At 67.6% G+C, this 16,226-nt stretch carries 17 protein-coding genes and 1 riboswitch; of the genes, 9 read left to right on the forward strand and 8 right to left on the reverse strand.

Annotated features, from left to right (window positions below; translation table 11 throughout):
- Nucleotides 1-44 precede the first annotated feature (44 nt).
- Entirely contained in the window at nt 45-584 is a 540-nt protein-coding gene (gene sodC, locus DIS04_RS19270) for a superoxide dismutase family protein (protein WP_111415414.1), read from the reverse strand.
- Nucleotides 585-640: 56 nt separating this feature from the next.
- Complete coding sequence (gene metF, locus DIS04_RS19275; RefSeq protein ID WP_111415415.1) at nt 641-1,495, reverse strand: methylenetetrahydrofolate reductase [NAD(P)H]; 855 nt, start codon at nt 1,493-1,495, stop codon at nt 641-643.
- 363 nt (nt 1,496-1,858) lie between these two features.
- Here metF and DIS04_RS19280 point away from each other — a divergent pair, with 363 nt between their 5' ends.
- The 5 genes from DIS04_RS19280 (at nt 1,859) to DIS04_RS19300 (ending at nt 4,457) form a co-directional block, all read left to right on the forward strand.
- Nucleotides 1,859-2,170, forward strand: coding sequence for a hypothetical protein (locus tag DIS04_RS19280; RefSeq protein ID WP_111415416.1), 312 nt, complete (start codon nt 1,859-1,861; stop codon nt 2,168-2,170).
- Nucleotides 2,171-2,198: 28 nt separating this feature from the next.
- The gene (locus DIS04_RS19285) at nt 2,199-2,543 is read left to right on the forward strand and encodes a hypothetical protein (protein WP_111415417.1); all 345 of its coding nucleotides are present in this window, start codon (nt 2,199-2,201) and stop codon (nt 2,541-2,543) included.
- Nucleotides 2,544-2,634: 91 nt separating this feature from the next.
- Nucleotides 2,635-3,564: an AEC family transporter gene (locus tag DIS04_RS19290; protein WP_111415418.1), complete on the forward strand. Its 930-nt coding sequence runs from the start codon at nt 2,635-2,637 to the stop codon at nt 3,562-3,564.
- Nucleotides 3,565-3,632: 68 nt separating this feature from the next.
- Nucleotides 3,633-3,983 carry a DUF6152 family protein gene (locus DIS04_RS19295; protein ID WP_111415419.1) on the forward strand — a complete coding sequence of 117 codons (351 nt, stop codon included), beginning with the start codon at nt 3,633-3,635 and terminating at the stop codon, nt 3,981-3,983.
- A 9-nt stretch (nt 3,984-3,992) separates the two neighbouring features.
- Entirely contained in the window at nt 3,993-4,457 is a 465-nt protein-coding gene (locus tag DIS04_RS19300) for a hypothetical protein (protein ID WP_245904634.1), read from the forward strand.
- Nucleotides 4,458-4,553: 96 nt separating this feature from the next.
- Here the strand turns inward: DIS04_RS19300 and ahcY are convergent, their stop codons facing one another.
- The 3 genes from ahcY to metK form a co-directional block, all read right to left on the reverse strand.
- Nucleotides 4,554-5,963 carry an adenosylhomocysteinase gene (gene ahcY, locus DIS04_RS19305; RefSeq protein ID WP_111415420.1) on the reverse strand — a complete coding sequence of 470 codons (1,410 nt, stop codon included), beginning with the start codon at nt 5,961-5,963 and terminating at the stop codon, nt 4,554-4,556.
- Nucleotides 5,964-5,979: 16 nt separating this feature from the next.
- Nucleotides 5,980-6,070, reverse strand: a riboswitch (S-adenosyl-L-homocysteine riboswitch).
- A 158-nt stretch (nt 6,071-6,228) separates the two neighbouring features.
- Nucleotides 6,229-6,687 carry a hypothetical protein gene (locus tag DIS04_RS19310; protein ID WP_111415421.1) on the reverse strand — a complete coding sequence of 153 codons (459 nt, stop codon included), beginning with the start codon at nt 6,685-6,687 and terminating at the stop codon, nt 6,229-6,231.
- A 153-nt stretch (nt 6,688-6,840) separates the two neighbouring features.
- Nucleotides 6,841-8,061, reverse strand: a complete 1,221-nt coding sequence (gene metK, locus DIS04_RS19315; protein WP_111415422.1) for a methionine adenosyltransferase — start codon at nt 8,059-8,061, stop codon at nt 6,841-6,843.
- A gap of 306 nt (nt 8,062-8,367) precedes the next feature.
- Between metK and tkt the strand changes: the two genes are divergently transcribed.
- A complete protein-coding gene (tkt, locus tag DIS04_RS19320; RefSeq protein ID WP_111415423.1) occupies nt 8,368-10,359 on the forward strand; it encodes a transketolase in 1,992 nt (663 codons plus the stop codon).
- A gap of 77 nt (nt 10,360-10,436) precedes the next feature.
- Here the strand turns inward: tkt and DIS04_RS19325 are convergent, their stop codons facing one another.
- From DIS04_RS19325 to DIS04_RS19335, 3 genes are all read right to left on the reverse strand, one after another.
- A complete protein-coding gene (locus DIS04_RS19325; protein ID WP_111415424.1) occupies nt 10,437-11,489 on the reverse strand; it encodes a class I fructose-bisphosphate aldolase in 1,053 nt (350 codons plus the stop codon).
- 163 nt (nt 11,490-11,652) lie between these two features.
- Complete coding sequence (locus DIS04_RS19330; RefSeq protein WP_111415425.1) at nt 11,653-12,042, reverse strand: Hsp20/alpha crystallin family protein; 390 nt, start codon at nt 12,040-12,042, stop codon at nt 11,653-11,655.
- A gap of 45 nt (nt 12,043-12,087) precedes the next feature.
- Entirely contained in the window at nt 12,088-12,549 is a 462-nt protein-coding gene (locus DIS04_RS19335; protein ID WP_111415426.1) for an Hsp20/alpha crystallin family protein, read from the reverse strand.
- Between the two features lie 240 nt (nt 12,550-12,789).
- Between DIS04_RS19335 and DIS04_RS19340 the strand changes: the two genes are divergently transcribed.
- The 3 genes from DIS04_RS19340 (at nt 12,790) to fba (ending at nt 16,180) form a co-directional block, all read left to right on the forward strand.
- Nucleotides 12,790-13,827, forward strand: coding sequence for a type I glyceraldehyde-3-phosphate dehydrogenase (locus DIS04_RS19340; protein WP_111415427.1), 1,038 nt, complete (start codon nt 12,790-12,792; stop codon nt 13,825-13,827).
- Nucleotides 13,828-13,868: 41 nt separating this feature from the next.
- Complete coding sequence (locus DIS04_RS19345) at nt 13,869-15,035, forward strand: phosphoglycerate kinase (RefSeq protein ID WP_111415428.1); 1,167 nt, start codon at nt 13,869-13,871, stop codon at nt 15,033-15,035.
- An 80-nt stretch (nt 15,036-15,115) separates the two neighbouring features.
- On the forward strand, nt 15,116-16,180 hold the full coding sequence (fba, locus tag DIS04_RS19350) for a class II fructose-bisphosphate aldolase (protein WP_111415429.1): 1,065 nt from the start codon (nt 15,116-15,118) through the stop codon (nt 16,178-16,180).
- The last annotated feature ends 46 nt before the right edge of the window (nt 16,181-16,226 follow it).

Below are 16,226 nucleotides of genomic sequence, written 5' to 3' on the forward strand. Positions count from 1 at the left end.
TGCGTTTCTCTCCCACCTCACGGTGGGATGTCGGCCTGAATCACTCACGATTCGATCACGCCACAGGCCATGCGGCTGCCGCCCCCGCCGAGCTTCGGCTCGTCGGTGTAGGTGTCACCGCCTTCATGAATCATCAGGCTGCGGCCCTCGAGATCCTCTGCGCTGAGCCGCGGCGCCAGCACCGGCAGGGTCGCCTTCCCATCCTCGTTGACGATCAGCACCGGCAGGTCGCCGAGGTGGCCTTCCCCGTAGGGGCCCTCGTGGCTGCCGGCATCGTCGGGGTCGTGATGCCCCCCCGCCTCACCAGCGGCCTGTGTGTCGCCCGAGTCGTCCTCGCCCGGCTCGCAGCTGGCGTTCTGGTGGAGATGGAATCCGTAGACCCCGGGGGGCAGTTCGCTCAGGTCGGGGGTGAGTAGCAGGCCGTGGTCGGTATCCTCGTACGAGATGGAGCCGATCGACTCCTGAACCCCGTCGGTATCGACCAAGTTCATCTCGACGTCCTGGCGCTCCTGAGCCTGGGCCTGTCCGACACCGGCCAGCAGCAGAGAGGCAACGGCGGCTCCCGCAAGGTTGGCATGGCGCATCTAGCGTCCTCCTGTTCCTGAATCCATGGACATGCAGGAACAGGCTAGTCACAGATTCAGCGCGCTGCCAGAGCACCGTCCAGGTTGTCGAGGATTCTCAGGCACGGGGCGGCCTGGTTGAGGGTATAGAAGTGCAGGCCCGGGGCGCCACCCTCGAGCAGACGCTGGCACAGGCGCGACACCACCTCCGTGCCGAACTCGGCGATGGCATCGCTGTCGTCGCCGTAGGCCTCGAGCTGCTTGCGGATCCAGCGCGGGATCTCGGCACCGCAAGCGTCGGAGAACCGGGCCAGCTTGGTGTAGTTGGTGATCGGCATGATACCGGGCACGATGGGCGCCTCGACGCCCAGTTCCCGGGCGCGCTCGACGAAGTGGAAGTAGGCGTCAGCGGAGAAGAAGTACTGGGTGATGGCCAGGTTGGCCCCGGCCTTGACCTTGCGCGCAAAGTTCTCGAGGTCGCGCTCGAAGCTCGGCGCCTGGGGGTGGGATTCGGGGTAGGCCGCCACGGCGATCTCGAAGTGGTCGCCGGTTTCCTCGCGAATGAACTCCACCAGCTCGTTGGCGTAGCGCAGCTCGCCGATGCCGCCCATGCCCGAAGGCAGGTCGCCACGCAGCGCCACCAGGCTGTCGATGCCCTCCTCGCGGTACTGGGCCAGCAGGTCGCGCAGCTGGGCCTTCTCGCTGCCGATGCAGGAGAGGTGCGGGGCCGTGGTGATGCCGGACTCGCGAACGCTCCTCACGGTGTGCAGCGTGCGTCCCTGGGTCGAACCGCCGGCCCCGTAGGTAACCGAGAAGAAGCGCGGCCGGTGCTCGGCGAGCGCATCACGCACCCCCATCAGCTTCTCGCGCCCCGCTTCGGTGTTGGGGGGAAAGAACTCGAAACTGATGCCCAGCGGGTACGGCGTGCTCATGAAGGATTCTCTCTCTGTGACAGGCACCGCTCACGGCGTCGCTCTCGGGCTTCGGCCTGAACGTGCGGTCGTATCGACGATTTCCAGCATTCTGCCGCCCCGGCCGTCGGCTGACCAATGAAAAGTTTCACACCGCCCCATGAGCGTCGATCATACAGGCCGCCCTGGGGAGTGCGCTGCGGCGGCACGATTCGCTCGCAGGCAATGCCAGCGAACGACGGCAAGACGCTTAACTTCGCTAACAAAAAGTCGCGGCTGTCGCATTGACCCCGGCCGCCGTGGCGACGACGCTGAACTCGAGTGACTGCCACGCTTGGGCAAGGAGCGCCCCGGCTGGAACCGAACTGGATGAGGAGGGTTGCCATGACGCAGGACCTCATGACCGGCACCGCCGTGTTCGACGACGAGGGCAAGCAGGTCGGCAAGGTGGCCGACGTCAGCGATGTCGAGAAGGTAGGCATCATCACCGAGACCGGAAGCCGCTTCTGGGTGCCGAAGCAGCTGATCGCCTACCGCGACAGGCGCTGGATGCTGGAGCCAGGCTATGCCGAGATATCGCCCTCCGAGGCCGAGGCACAGCAGGAGGAGCGTGAGCTGGACAAGGCCAACGCGGATACCTTCCCCGCCAGCGATCCACCCTCCTTCACCCTGGGCGACGAGGGCAAGGGAAGCTGACCTCCACGCGGAGCACAAGGAGAGCGACATGGAACGACCACGCCAGGACCGCTCCGGCACGCAGAGCACCGAGATTCCGGAATCGCAGCGCGAGACCCTGCGCGACGGGGCGCGGCGGCTGACCGAGCGCGACACTCCCGACGAGGCCGCCGCCGGTCACAAGGGCGGACGCCACGCTTCCGCCCAGGACGACGTCTACCGGCCCGATGCCAACGTCGACGACCAGAAGCACAGTGCCAAGAAGCCGGGCATCGACACCCGCCGCGAGACGACGCCGGTACGCGGTGCGCAAGTGGCCGGTGACAAGACCGCCCACAAGGAGAACATCGACGACCAGGCCGAACGCGCCAGGTCGAGCCGCCGCAACGGCTGACGCCCGCTCCGCGCCTGGGTCGTCCCTGTCGGGCTGACAGCCGCTCTGCCGCCAGGCATGATAGCGGCTTTCGGCGAGGGGAAGACGCGCGATGATCGACCCAGGCGCACTGTTGGGCCCACTCTGGACCTTGCTGGCCTTCGTCGGCCTGGGCTGGCTCGCCGCCCGGCGGCTGGCGATCGACCCGCGCCCCATCGCCACCCTGCTGATCTACCTCATCGCTCCGCTGACCTTCTTCCGTGGCCTGTTGCTGGGCGGACCCACGCCCGACTACCTGCTGCTGACGCTGGCCCTCTTCCTGCTGGCAAGCCTCGTGGCGGCCCTCATCAACCCCCTGGCGCGGCGTTTCCTCTCGCCCCAGGAGAGCGCCGTGCTGGCCTTCTCCTCCGGCACCGGCAACACCGGCTACTTCGGCCTGCCGATCGCCATGATCCTGCTGCCGCCCGAGGGGGTGACGCTGTATCTCTTCTGCATCCTCGGCGTGACGCTCTACGAGTTCACGGTGGGCTTCTACCTCAGCGCGCGCGGCCGCTTCTCGGTGCGCGAGAGCCTGGCCAAGATCGCCCGGCTACCGCTGATCTACGCCTTTCTCGCCGCGTTGCTGGTCAGCGGGCTCGGCATGACCCTGCCGGATGCGCTGATGGAAAGCCTGGCGGTGTTTCCGTCCACCTATACGCTGCTCGGCATGATGATCATCGGCATGACCCTGGGGCGGGTTGCGATTCGCGAGATCGACCTGCGCTTCATGGCCGGCTGCGTGGCGATCCGCTACCTGCTGTGGCCCTGGCTGATGCTGGCCGTGGTGACGCTGCTCAATACGCTGCTGCCGCTTTCCGACGATCTGGCCCTGGCGCTGCTGCTGCTCGGTGTGGTGCCGATGGCCGCCAATGTGGTGGTAGTCGCCATGGAGCTCGGCATCAAGCCGGAGAAGGGCGCCCTGGCGGTGCTGGTCACCACCCTGGCCGCGCCGCTGCTGATCCCGCTCTACCTGACGCTGCTGATGCCACTGGCCGGGCTCTAGCCGCTCGGTCTTGCACGCCGTGCCGACGGAGCTAGCCTGAAGGAAGATAGCATCAGGAGGAACCGATCATGCAGCGCCAGGCAAGGTGGCTGTTGGCCATCGTCATAGCACTCTTTCTCGCGCCCGCCCAGGCCCACCATGGCTGGACCGGCGGCGAGACCATCGAGATCGAGGGGTCGATCACCCAGGTACGCCTGGGCAACCCGCACGGCGAAGTCGAGCTGGACGTGGACGGCGAAACCTGGACGGTGGAGGTCGGCCAGCCCTGGCGCAACGAGCGCGCGGGGCTCGCCGAGGGCGATCTGGCCGAAGGCGTCGAGCTGCGCGTCTCCGGCGAGCGTGCCGGCGAGCGACGGCTCAAGGCCGAGCAGCTGTGGATCGACGGCGATCACTACGTGCTCTACCCGGGCAGGATCTGAGCGAGCGCGGTGACCACCCTGCTGGCCTGGCTGGGCGAGAACGCTCTGGCCGAGTGGATGCGCCTGTCACGCTGGGGCTATGCGGCGGTCAACGCCCTCCACGTGCTGGGCGTCTCCCTGCTGCTCGGCGCCATCGTGTCGCTCGACCTGCGTCTGCTGGGCTGGCGGCGTCAGCTGCCGCTACAGACGCTGGCACGGCTGCTGCAACCGGTAGCGATCGGCGGATTGGTCTTGGCCATGGCCGCGGGCACCCTGCTGTTCCTCGCCGACCCCACCGGTTACGCCGGCATGACGCTGTTCCGCCTCAAGCTGGGGCTGATTGGCCTGGCCGTGGCCAATGCCCTGCTGCTCAACCTCGGCCCGGGGCTGGCGGCCGCCACGCCCCGGCGCTTGCGCCTGGCCGGGCTGCTGTCACTGCTGCTGTGGCCAGCGACGCTGCTCGCCGGGCGCTTCCTCGCCTTCCTGGACGCGTGACTCGCGGCAGGGGCGATGCGACACCGCGCTCGCCGGGGGTGACGCGAGACGCCGCCCGCAGGCGGCGTCTCGTCTCGCGACAGCGCCAGCCCTCGCTCAGTAGCGGTAGGCGTCCGGCTTGTAGGGACCCTCGACCGGCACGCCGGTGTACTCCGCCTGCTGTTCGGTCATGCGCGTGAGCACCCCGCCGAAGCCTTCGACCATGTAGCGGGCGACTTCCTCGTCGAGATGGCGCGGCAGCACGGTGACCGCCAGGCCGCCCTGTTTGTCGGCCGGCGGCAGGTCGGCGAAGCGCTGCTGGTAGAGATGGATCTGCGCCAGCACCTGGTTGGCGAAGGAGCCGTCCATCACCCGCGACGGATGACCGGTGGCATTGCCCAGGTTGACCAGGCGCCCCTCGGAGAGCAGCAGCAGGTAGTCGCTGCTGGCCGGATCGAAGTGGCCCGGCTTGCTGTCGCGATAGACCTTGTGCACCTGGGGCTTGACCTCCTCCCAGTGCCAGTGGCGGCGCATGTAGCCGGTATCGATCTCGTTGTCGAAGTGGCCGATGTTGCACACCACCGCGCCAGGCTTGAGCGCCTCAAGCATGGCGGCATCGCAAGCCTGGATGTTGCCGGTACAGGTCACCACCAGGTCGATGCGCGCGAGCAGCGCCCGGTCGACGCTCTGCTTGCCGCGGTTGAGGCCGTCGACGTAGGGCGAGACGACCTCATAGCCGTCCATGCACGCCTGCATGGCACAGATCGGGTCGATCTCGGCGACCTTGACGATCATGCCCTCCTGGCGCAGCGAGGCCGCCGAGCCCTTGCCCACGTCGCCGTAGCCCATGACCAGCGCCTGCTTGCCCGCCAGCAGGTGGTCGAGGCCGCGCTTGATGGCGTCGTTGAGCGAATGACGGCAGCCGTACTTGTTGTCGTTCTTGGACTTGGTCACGGCATCGTTGACGTTGATCGCCGGCACCCGGAGAGTCCGGTCGCGCAGCATCTCTTGCAGGCGGTGCACGCCGGTGGTGGTCTCCTCGGAGATGCCGTGGATGGCGTCGAGCAGCTCGGGCCGCTTGTCGTGCAGCAGCGCGGTGAGGTCGCCGCCGTCGTCGAGCACCATGTTGGGGGTCCAGCCGCCGGGCCCCTCCACGGTCTGCTCGATGCACCACCAGAACTCCTCTTCCGTCTCGCCCTTCCAGGCGAACACGGGGATGCCCGCGGCGGCGATGGCAGCGGCGGCGTGATCCTGGGTCGAGAAGATGTTGCACGACGACCAGCGCACCGAGGCGCCCAGGTCGATCAGCGTCTCGATCAGTACCGCCGTCTGGATGGTCATGTGGATGCAGCCGGCAATGCGCGCCCCGGCCAGCGGCTGCTCGTCGCGATACTTGGCGCGAATCTTCATCAGCGCCGGCATCTCGGTCTCGGCGATGCGTATCTCGCGGCGCCCCCAGTCGGCGAGTGAGATATCGGCGACCTTGTGGTCCTGTGTGGCGGCGTTGGCACTTGCCATGGCTGTCATCGTCTTACTCCATTCCGGGGAATGGGCGCCGTTGCGTCTGCGATGTCCCTGCCCGAGCCTCGCGCAACGGGTCATGCGACCCTTGCACTGCAGCGCCCCTCGGACAGCAGCAACAGGAGGCGACTCGCTCGGAGCCGACCCCTGAGAGTTCACTACAGCGGGCGCGGATTTTCAATCGCCCGGAGGATCGGTAACGGCAGCGGGGCGAAAAAAAGGGGAGGCGGCCATGGTGGCCGCCTCCCCCGCTGCTCGAAGAAATCGGAAATTAGGAATCCCGCTCTTCGTCATCCATTTCGTCGCCGGCTTCCTCGAGTTCGTCGGACGCTTCCTCGGTTTCCTCGGCGGCGTCCTCGACAGCCTCATCGCTCTCCTCGGCGGCCTCATCCGCCGCCTCGTCACTTTCCTCGGCTGCCTCGTCACCGGCTTCTTCGCTCTCTTCGGCCAGCTCGTCTCCGGCCTCCTCGAGCGACTCCCCGGCTTCCTCGGTCTCTTCGGCCGCCTCGTCGCCGGCCTCCTCGGCTTCGTCGGAGGCGGCCTCCCCGGCATCCTCCAGATCGTCGCCGGCCTCCTCGAGCTCTTCACCGGTATCGTCGGAGGATTGCTGTTCGGTAGCCGTGTCGTTGGTGGTGTCGGTATCGGCGGCGTCGTCGTCATCGCCACAACCGGCCAGCAGAGCGCCTGAGAGTATGAGCGATGCGATCAAACCAATCTTTCGCTGTTCCATGCTACTTCCTCCTATGTTCATGCGATAGACAGCCACTGTGCCTTTCCAGAGTAGCTGGATTTTCAGCGGCACAACAAATGGTCCGCCCCCAAGTCGCACGCCCCGCGGCCAAGCGAGACGGCGCGACTGGCGGCGAACGCGCGGCTTGGCGACCTAGAGACCGGCGGCCTGGCGCAGCGCCGCGGCGCGGTCGGTGCGCTCCCAGGGGAAGGCGGTGAAGGTCTCGGTGTGCTCCTGCCCGTTGGTATCCTTCCAGCTGTAGCTCGCCTCGAAGGGCTCGCGGCCGAAATGGCCGTAGGCGGCGGTGAGCTGGTACATGGGGTGGAGCAGGTCGAGCATGCGGGTGATGGCGTAGGGGCGCAGGTCGAAATGCTCGCGCACCAGCTCGATGATGCGCGCCTCGTCGACCTTGCCGGTACCGAAGGTGTTGATCGACACCGAGGTCGGCTCGGCCACGCCGATGGCATAGGAGACCTGGATCTCGCACTTGTCGGCAAGACCGGCCGCGACCACGTTCTTGGCCACGTAGCGCCCGGCATAGGCGGCGCTGCGATCGACCTTGGAGGGGTCCTTGCCGGAGAAGGCCCCGCCGCCGTGGCGCGCCATGCCGCCGTAGGTGTCGACGATGATCTTGCGCCCGGTCAGGCCGCAATCGCCCACCGGGCCGCCGATGACGAACTTGCCGGTGGGATTGATGTGGAACTGGGTCGACTCCGTGAGCCACTCGGCGGGGATCACCTCCTCGATGATCTCGCGCTTGACCATGCGCCGCAGCTCCTGCTGGTCGATCTCCGGTGCGTGCTGGGTCGACAGCACCACCGCCTCGACGCCGCAGGGTTGCCCCGACTGGTCGTAGCGAAAGGTGATCTGGCTCTTGGCATCGGGACGCAGCCACGGCAGCAGACCGTGCTTGCGCAGCTCGGCCTGGCGCTCCACCAGGCGGTGGGCGTAGTGGATCGGTGCGGGCATGAACGAATCGGTCTCGTTGGTGGCGTAGCCGAACATCAGGCCCTGGTCCCCCGCGCCCTGATCCTCCGGTCGACTGCGATCCACGCCCTGGGCGATATCCACGCTCTGCTTGCCGATCAGGTTGAGCACGCCGCAGGTCTCGCCGTCGAAGCCCACTTCCGAGGAGGTGTAGCCGATGTCGATGATCACCTTGCGCACCAGCTCCTCGAGATCGACCCAGGCCGAGGTGGAGATCTCGCCGGCGACGATGGCCACGCCGGTCTTGACCAGCGTCTCGCAGGCCACCCGGGCGTGCTTGTCGCGGGCGATGATGGCATCCAGCACCGCATCGGAGATCTGGTCGGCGATCTTGTCCGGATGCCCCTCGGACACGGATTCGGAAGTGAACAGGGAGTATTCGCTCATGCGTGTCGACCCTTCTGTGTATCGGCAAAGCGCAGCGGCGCCGTCGAACTTGGAACGACGACCCTCGAGCTGCATCGCGCCCGGACTACTGCCCGCCGGGCACGCAGCGGCGTGGAGCCCGAGTTTACATGGTGCCGGCAGATGGTGGCACCCGTCATTTGCTGCCCGGCGGCAAGTCGGCGACAATAGGCGGCCGAATTCGACCGCGCCGTACCTTCCTGCGGCGCCCAGCCAGAACGCTACCGGCAGGCCCGGCGGGCCGCCGATGTCTTGCCCCATTCTGCCGCAGGCGAGGAGCTAACCCAAATGCCATCCCGTTTCGAACTGGCCAATGCCATTCGCGCCCTGTCCATGGATGCCGTCCAGAAGGCCAAGTCCGGCCACCCCGGCGCGCCGATGGGCATGGCCGACATCGCCGAAGTGCTGTGGAACGACTACCTCAAGCACAACCCCAACGATCCGAAATGGCCCGACCGCGACCGCTTCGTGCTCTCCAACGGCCACGGCTCGATGCTGCTCTACTCCCTGCTGCACCTGACCGGCTACGAGCTGGAGCTCGAGCAGCTGCGCAACTTCCGTCAGTTACACTCCAAGACCGCCGGCCACCCCGAGTTCGGCTACGCGCCGGGCATCGAGACCACCACCGGCCCGCTGGGCCAGGGCCTGGCCAACGCGGTGGGCATGGCCATCGCCGAGAAGACCCTGGCGGCGCAGTTCAACCGCCCCGGCCATACCGTCGTCGACCATCAGACCTACTGCTTCGCCGGTGACGGCTGCATGATGGAGGGCATCTCCCACGAGGTGTGCTCGCTGGCCGGCACCCTGGGGCTGGGCAAGCTCACGGTGTTCTACGACGACAACGGCATCTCCATCGACGGCGAGGTCGAGGGCTGGTTCACCGACGACACCGCCAAGCGCTTCGAGGCCTATGGCTGGCACGTGGTGCCCAACGTCGACGGCCACGACCCCGAACAGATCAAGGCCGCCATCGAGCTGGCGCGCAGCCACGAGGAGAGGCCGAGCCTGATCATCTGCAAGACCGTGATCGGCTTCGGCGCGCCCAACAAGCAGGGCAAGGAGGAGTGCCACGGCGCCCCGCTGGGCGAGGAGGAGGTGGCCGCCGCGCGCAAGCAGCTCGACTGGCCGCATGCGCCGTTCCACGTGCCCGAGCCGATCTACCAGAGCTGGGATGCCCGCGAGCGCGGCAAGTCGCAGCAGGACGACTGGCAGGCGCGCTTCGACCGCTACCGCGACGAGCACCCCGAGCTCGCCCGCGAGTTCAGCCGTCGCGCACAGTGCAAGCTGCCGGCGGAGATCACCAGCGAGGCCTTCATCGAGAAGATGCAGCAGCAGGGCGAGACCCTGGCCACGCGCAAGGCGTCGCTGCTGTGCCTCAACGAACTCGGCCCGCAGCTGCCCGAGCTGCTCGGCGGCAGCGCCGACCTGGCGCCCTCCAACCTGACCTTCTGGAGCGGTGCCAAGCCGATCTCGCGGGAGAATCCGGGCGGCAACTACCTGCACTACGGTGTGCGCGAGTTCGGCATGGGCGCGATCATGAACGGCATCGTGCTGCACGGCGGCTTCATTCCCTACGGCGCTACCTTCCTGATCTTCATGGAGTACATGCGCAACTCGGTGCGCATGGCGGCGCTGATGGGCAAGCGCGCCATCTACGTCTTCACCCACGACTCCATCGGCCTGGGCGAGGACGGCCCCACCCATCAGCCGATCGAGCAGCTGACCAACCTGCGCACCACCCCCAACCTGTGCACCTGGCGCCCCTGCGACGCGGCCGAGACCGCCGCCGCCTGGGACGCCGCGCTCAAGCGCAACTCCGGCCCCACCGCGCTGGTGCTGTCGCGCCAGAACCTGCCGCACCAGGCGCGCAGCAAGCAGCAGCTGGCCGAGATCCAGCGCGGCGGCTACGTGCTCAAGGAGTGCGAGGGCACCCCCGAGCTGATCCTGATCGCCACCGGCTCGGAGGTGGCGCTGGCCATGCAGGCCGCCGCCGAACTGGAAGACCAGGGCCACGCGGTGCGCGTGGTGTCGATGCCCTCGGCCTACCGCTTCGACGGCCAGGACGCCGAGTACCGCGACAAGGTGCTGCCGCGTGCGGTGACCAGGCGCATCGCCATCGAGGCCGGGCACGCCGACTACTGGTACAAGTACGTGGGCCTCGACGGTCGCGTGATCGGCATGACCACCTATGGTGAATCGGCCCCGGCGGGCGACCTGTTCAAGCACTTCGGCTTCACCACGGAGAACCTGCTCGCCCAGGCCAGGGAGCTGCTGGGCTGACAGGCTCTCCATGTGCCAAATGAAGAAAGGGCACGACCTGGCGGTCGTGCCCTTCTACGTTGTTGCCCGACTGGGCTTCAGGCGACGGTCACGCCCTTGTCCAGGTAGACGTCCTGGATGGCGTGGAGCAGTTCGACGCCCTCGCTCATGGGCTTCTGGAACGCCTTGCGCCCCGAGATCAGGCCCATGCCGCCGGCACGCTTGTTGATCACCGCGGTGCGCACCGCCTCGCCCAGGTCGGAGTGGCCCTTGGAGCCGCCGCCCGAGTTGATCAGCCCGGCGCGGCCCATGTAGCAGCACGCCACCTGGTAGCGGGCCAGGTCGATGGGATGCTCGGAGGTCAGCTCGCTGTAGACCTTGGCGTGGGTGTGGCCGAAGCCGATGTCCTGGTAGCCGCCGTTGGTCTCGGGCAGCTTCTGCTTGACGATGTCGGCCTTGATCGTCGAAGCCAGGTGGTTGGCCTGGCCGGTGAGGTCGGCCGCCACGTGGTAATCCTTGCCCTCGTGCTTGAAGGCGGGATTGCGCAGGTAGGCCCACAGCACCGTGGCCATGCCGAGCTGATGGGCGCGCTCGAAGGCCTCGCTGATCTCCATGATCTGGCGGCGGCTCTCGGGCGAGCCGAAGTAGATGGTGGCACCCACCGCCACGCAGCCCATGTCGTGGGCCTGCTCCACCTCGGCGAACAGGGTCTGGTCGTACATCGCCGGATAGCTCAGGGTCTCGTTGTGGTTGAGCTTGAGCATCATCGGGATGCGATGGGCGTAGCGCCGCGCCACCGAGGAGAGCACGCCCAGGGTGGAAGCCACGCCGTTGCAGCCGCCCTCGATGGCCAGCTCGACGATGTTGGCGGGGTCGAAGTAGCGCGGGTTGGGGGCGAACGAGGCGCCGGCGGAGTGCTCGATGCCCTGGTCCACCGGCAGCAGGCTGAGGTAGCCGGTACCGGCCAGGCGGCCGTGGTCGAACATCGCCTGCAGGCTGCGCATCACCGCCGGGCTGCGGTCGCTGTCGGCCACCACCCGGTCGACGAAGTCGGGCCCGGGCAGGTGCAACTGTTCGCGGGGAAAGCCACGGCAGCGATGATCGAGCAGGTATTCGGCGTCGTCACCCAGCAGTTGGGGTATGTCGGTCATGTCTTCCTCTCCATGGTGTCGTGAATCGCTATTCCCAGCGTAGTGAAAACCGTACCGAGCGTGCGCCCGGCTTGCAAACGGAAGCGCCCTTTCACGCGGGAAAGGGCGCTGGGGGAGAGAACGGCGGCACGCGCCGCCGAGCGGAATGAAGCCCGGGCGTCCGTCAGGCCGCCCTGATCTCGATCCGCCGGCTTCGATGCATCTCCTTCTTCGGCAAGCGCAACTGGAGCACGCCGTTCTCCAGACGCGCCTCGATGGCGGCGGTATCGATCTCGTGGCTCAGCGTGAAGCGCCGCGCATAGCGCTGGGCCTGGGCTTCGGCATAGGTCGCGGCAATGCCCTCCGGCATGTCGATGTGCATCTCGCCCTCGATGCTGAGCAGGTTGCCATCGACCTCGACGCTCAAGCCGTCCCGAGTGACACCGGGCATGTCGGCGACCACGAACAGGGCGTTGTCCTCCTCGTAGATGTCCACGGGAGGCCGCATTGCCAGGCTGCGCCGCTCGCGCGCCGCCACGTCCGCCTGCGGTTCATGGCGAGTGACCTCGTTCATGTTCATCACCTCCTCTCAACCTGTTGACCTGTCGAGCATCAAGACTCATGCCGCCTGGATCTCGATGCGCCGCGGCTTGAGCTCTTCTCGCTTGGGCAGGTGAATCTCGAACACCCCATCGTGGTAACGCGCCTCGGCACGCTCGACGTCGAGCCCCTCGGGCAGGGCGACGGAGCGAGCGAACTCACCGTCGAAGCGCTCACGACGGAAGCAGGGGCGTCGGTCGCCCTCCTCGCCCCGTGCCGGCAAGGCGTCGCGCCGTCCGCGCAGGGTCAGGACGTTGTCCTGCACGCTGACTTCCAGATCGTCGGCGCCGAGGCCGGCCGCCAGGACATAGACCCGAACGGCCTCATCGGTGCGCCCCACGTTGATCATCGGATAGCTGCCCCTCGGCACCGAACGAATGTCCGCCGGGCCTCCCTCCTGGAGAATGTCGTCGAGCCAGTTGCGGAACCAGTCCAGTCCCGGCGAGGCGCCGGTATCGAAACGCCTGAGATCTCCGAACATATCGAACACCTCCTACGCTAATCAGGCTTTTGGAACTAGCGGGTCAACCCGAACCGCGGCAGCGTGAGTCCGTGGCCCCGCTGCCGTAACCTTTCAATAGGGACTCTCGGGCGTTTTTCAAGCCCCCGGCGAGGCCTCGCCCCCATTTGGCCGCCGCCCGAGAAGCCTTCGGCCAGGGGGAAAAATCGTCGCGGATGCGCTAGAATCGCCGCTTTCCGCCAGCTACAGAGTTCGCCGCCCATGGCCCAGCGCATCGCCATCAACGGTTACGGTCGTATCGGTCAGTGCGTGCTGCGCGCGCTGGTGGAGCGGCAGGCGACCCCCGGCGCCCAGGCGCTGGAGGTGGTGGCGCTCAACGAACTCTCCGACCTCGACACCATCGCCTACCTGACCCGCTACGACACCACCCATGGCCGCTTCCCCGGCCGGGTGGAGGCCACCGGGGGCCGGCTGATCGTCGACGGCCGGCCGATCGCGATACTGGCCGAGCCGGAACCGACGCGCCTGCCCTGGGCCGAGCTCGGCATCGACCTGGTGCTGGAGTGCTCGGGCAGCTTCAAGGATCGCGCCACCGCCGAGCGCCACCTCGAGGCCGGCGCCGGCCGCCTGCTGTTCTCCCAGCCTGCCGAGAGCGACGTCGACGCCACCATCGTCTGCGGCATCAACGACGGCGAACTCGCCGCCGGGCATCGCATCGTCTCGGCAGCGTCGTGCACCACCAACTGCCTGGTGCCGGTACTCACGGTGCTCGACGAGGCGCTGGGCATCGAACACGGCGTGACCACCACGGTGCACTCGGCGATGAACGACCAGCCGGTGATCGACGCCTACCACCAGACCGACCTGCGCCTGACGCGTTCGGCGATGCACTCCATCGTGCCCGTCGACACCAGCCTGGCCCGCGGCATCAACCGCCTGATGCCGCACCTGGCCGGACGCTTCGAGTGCCTGCACATGCGCGTGCCGACGATCAACGTCTCGGCCATGGACATGGCGATCTGCGTACGCCGCGACACGTCCGCCGCCGAGGTCAACGCCCTGCTGCGCGACGCCTGCGCCGGCCCGCTGGCCGGGCTGCTCGGCTACAGCGAGGAGCCCACCGCCTCGGTCGACTTCAACCACGACCCCCGCTCGGGTATCGTTGACGCCACTCAGACCCGGGTCGCGGGCAAGCGCCTGATCAAGCTGCTGTGCTGGTTCGACAACGAGTGGGGCTTCGCCAACCGCATGCTCGATGTCGCCCAGCGCCTGGCGGCCCTGCCCGCGGCGAGCCGCTGACCTGCTTCGGTTTCCCTCAATCAAGGAAAGGACGACGCCTGATGAACGTGCTCAAGATGACCGACCTCGACCTGCGCGGCAAGCGCGTGCTGATCCGCGAGGACCTGAACGTACCCGTCAAGCACGGCAAGGTGACCAGCGATGCACGCCTGCGGGCCAGCCTGCCGACCGTCAAGGCGGCCGTGGAGGCCGGCGCCAAGGTGATGCTGATGAGCCACCTGGGGCGCCCCACCGAAGGCGAACCGGCCGCGGAGTTCTCGCTGGCACCGGTGGCCGAGCGCCTCGGCGAGCTGCTCGGCCGTCCGGTGCGGCTGGTCGAGGAGTACCTCGACACCGCCCAGGACCTGGCCGACGGCGAGGTGGTGCTGCTCGAGAACGTGCGCTTCAACGTCGGCGAAAAGAAGGACGACGAGACCCTCTCGCAGCAGTACGCCGCGCTGTGCGACATCTACGTGATGGACGCCTTCGGCACCGCCCACCGCGCCCAGGCCTCGACCCATGGCGTGGCACGCTTCGCCCCGCAAGCCTGCGCCGGTCCGCTGTTGGCCGCCGAACTCGACGCGCTGGAGCAGGCCCTGGCCACCCCCCGGCGGCCGATGGTCGCCATCGTCGGCGGCTCCAAGGTCTCGACCAAGCTCGAGGTGCTCAATGCGCTGTCCGACAAGTGCGATCAGCTGATCGTCGGCGGTGGCATCGCCAATACCTTCATCGCCGCGGCCGGCCACAACGTCGGCAAGTCGCTGTTCGAGGCCGAGCTGGTCGAGCAGGCCAAGGCACTGATGGCCAAGGTGGAGATCCCGCTGCCCACCGACGTGGTGGTGGCCACCGAGTTCTCCGACTCCGCCGAGGCCGTGGTCAAGCCGGTCGATCAGGTGAATGATGACGAGATGATCCTCGACATCGGCCCCGACACCGCCGGGCGGCTGGCCGGCCTGCTCAAGGACGCCGGCACCATCCTGTGGAACGGCCCGGTGGGCGTGTTCGAGATCGACCAGTTCGGCAAGGGCACCGAGGCACTGTCGCGCGCCATCGCCGAGAGCAACGGCTTCTCCATCGCCGGCGGCGGCGACACCCTCGCCGCCATCGACAAGTACGGCATCGAGCAGCAGGTCTCCTACATCTCCACCGGCGGCGGCGCCTTCCTCGAGTACGTGGAAGGCAAGGTGCTGCCCGCCGTCAAGGCCCTGGAAGACGCCGCCGCACGCTGAGCCCGACCCCAATGCCGCCCGGCGCCGGGCGGCGCCCCGACTGCCCCCAGACAGACTGCAACAGAGAGACAGGTAAATTCATGGCACTGATCAGCATGCGCCAGATGCTCGACCACGCCGCCGAGCGCGGCTACGGCATTCCGGCCTTCAACGTCAACAACCTCGAGCAGATGCGCGCCATCATGGAAGCGGCCGACGCCACCGATTCCCCGGTGATCGTCCAGGCCTCCGCCGGTGCGCGCAAGTACGCGGGCGCGCCCTTCCTTCGCCACCTGATCCTGGCCGCGGTGGAGGAGTTTCCCCACATTCCGGTGGTCATGCACCAGGACCACGGCACCTCCCCGGCGGTGTGCCAGCGCTCGATCCAGCTTGGCTTCTCCTCGGTGATGATGGACGGCTCGCTGGGCGAGGACGGCAAGACCCCGATGGACTACGACTACAACGTCGACGTCACCCGCCGCACCGTCGAGATGGCCCACGCCTGCGGCGTCTCGGTGGAGGGCGAGCTGGGCTGCCTGGGCAGCCTGGAGACCGGCATGGCCGGCGAAGAGGACGGCATCGGCGCCGAGGGCGTGCTCTCCCACGACCAGCTGCTGACCGACCCCGAGGAAGCCGCCGAGTTCGTCAAGGCGACCCAGGTCGACGCCCTGGCCATCGCCATCGGCACCAGCCACGGCGCCTACAAGTTCACCAAGCCGCCCACCGGCGACACGCTGTCGATCCAGCGCATCAAGGAAATCCACGCCCGCATCCCCGATACCCACCTGGTGATGCATGGCTCCTCCTCGGTGCCCCAGGAGTGGCTCGCCGTCATCAACGAGTTCGGCGGCGAGATTTCCGAGACCTACGGCGTGCCGGTCGAGGAGATCGTCGAGGGCATCAAGCACGGCGTGCGCAAGGTCAACATCGACACCGACCTGCGCCTGGCCTCCACCGGCGCGGTGCGCCGCTTCCTGGCCAAGAACCCCAGCGAGTTCGACCCGCGCAAGTACCTCAAGGAAACGGTGGCCGCCATGCGCGACGTCTGCATCGCCCGCTACGAGGCCTTCGGCACCGCCGGCAACGCCAGCCGCATCAAGCCGATCAGCCTCGAGGCGATGTTCGAGCGCTACGCCCGCGGCGAGCTCGACCCCAAGGTCAGGTAGGCGGCCGGTCGGCAGCAAGGAAGAGGGCGGCCTGCGAGCCGCCTTT

This window comes from Billgrantia lactosivorans (genome assembly GCF_003254665.1).
Classification (GTDB): domain Bacteria; phylum Pseudomonadota; class Gammaproteobacteria; order Pseudomonadales; family Halomonadaceae; genus Halomonas; species Halomonas lactosivorans.

Excerpts from the sequence above, each read along its gene's own strand:
- DIS04_RS19325 (WP_111415424.1), bottom strand. The coding sequence starts at position 11,489 with ATGACCGACATACCCCAACTGCTGGGTGACGACGCCGAATACCTGCTC.
- sodC (WP_111415414.1), bottom strand. The coding sequence starts at position 584 with ATGCGCCATGCCAACCTTGCGGGAGCCGCCGTTGCCTCTCTGCTGCTG.
- DIS04_RS19310 (WP_111415421.1), bottom strand. The coding sequence starts at position 6,687 with ATGGAACAGCGAAAGATTGGTTTGATCGCATCGCTCATACTCTCAGGC.
- DIS04_RS19295 (WP_111415419.1), top strand. The coding sequence starts at position 3,633 with ATGCAGCGCCAGGCAAGGTGGCTGTTGGCCATCGTCATAGCACTCTTT.
- DIS04_RS19340 (WP_111415427.1), top strand. The coding sequence starts at position 12,790 with ATGGCCCAGCGCATCGCCATCAACGGTTACGGTCGTATCGGTCAGTGC.
- fba (WP_111415429.1), top strand. The coding sequence starts at position 15,116 with ATGGCACTGATCAGCATGCGCCAGATGCTCGACCACGCCGCCGAGCGC.
- metK (WP_111415422.1), bottom strand. The coding sequence starts at position 8,061 with ATGAGCGAATACTCCCTGTTCACTTCCGAATCCGTGTCCGAGGGGCAT.
- DIS04_RS19335 (WP_111415426.1), bottom strand. The coding sequence starts at position 12,549 with ATGTTCGGAGATCTCAGGCGTTTCGATACCGGCGCCTCGCCGGGACTG.
- ahcY (WP_111415420.1), bottom strand. The coding sequence starts at position 5,963 with ATGACAGCCATGGCAAGTGCCAACGCCGCCACACAGGACCACAAGGTC.
- DIS04_RS19285 (WP_111415417.1), top strand. The coding sequence starts at position 2,199 with ATGGAACGACCACGCCAGGACCGCTCCGGCACGCAGAGCACCGAGATT.
- DIS04_RS19280 (WP_111415416.1), top strand. The coding sequence starts at position 1,859 with ATGACGCAGGACCTCATGACCGGCACCGCCGTGTTCGACGACGAGGGC.
- tkt (WP_111415423.1), top strand. The coding sequence starts at position 8,368 with ATGCCATCCCGTTTCGAACTGGCCAATGCCATTCGCGCCCTGTCCATG.
- DIS04_RS19345 (WP_111415428.1), top strand. The coding sequence starts at position 13,869 with ATGAACGTGCTCAAGATGACCGACCTCGACCTGCGCGGCAAGCGCGTG.
- DIS04_RS19290 (WP_111415418.1), top strand. The coding sequence starts at position 2,635 with ATGATCGACCCAGGCGCACTGTTGGGCCCACTCTGGACCTTGCTGGCC.
- metF (WP_111415415.1), bottom strand. The coding sequence starts at position 1,495 with ATGAGCACGCCGTACCCGCTGGGCATCAGTTTCGAGTTCTTTCCCCCC.
- DIS04_RS19330 (WP_111415425.1), bottom strand. The coding sequence starts at position 12,042 with ATGAACGAGGTCACTCGCCATGAACCGCAGGCGGACGTGGCGGCGCGC.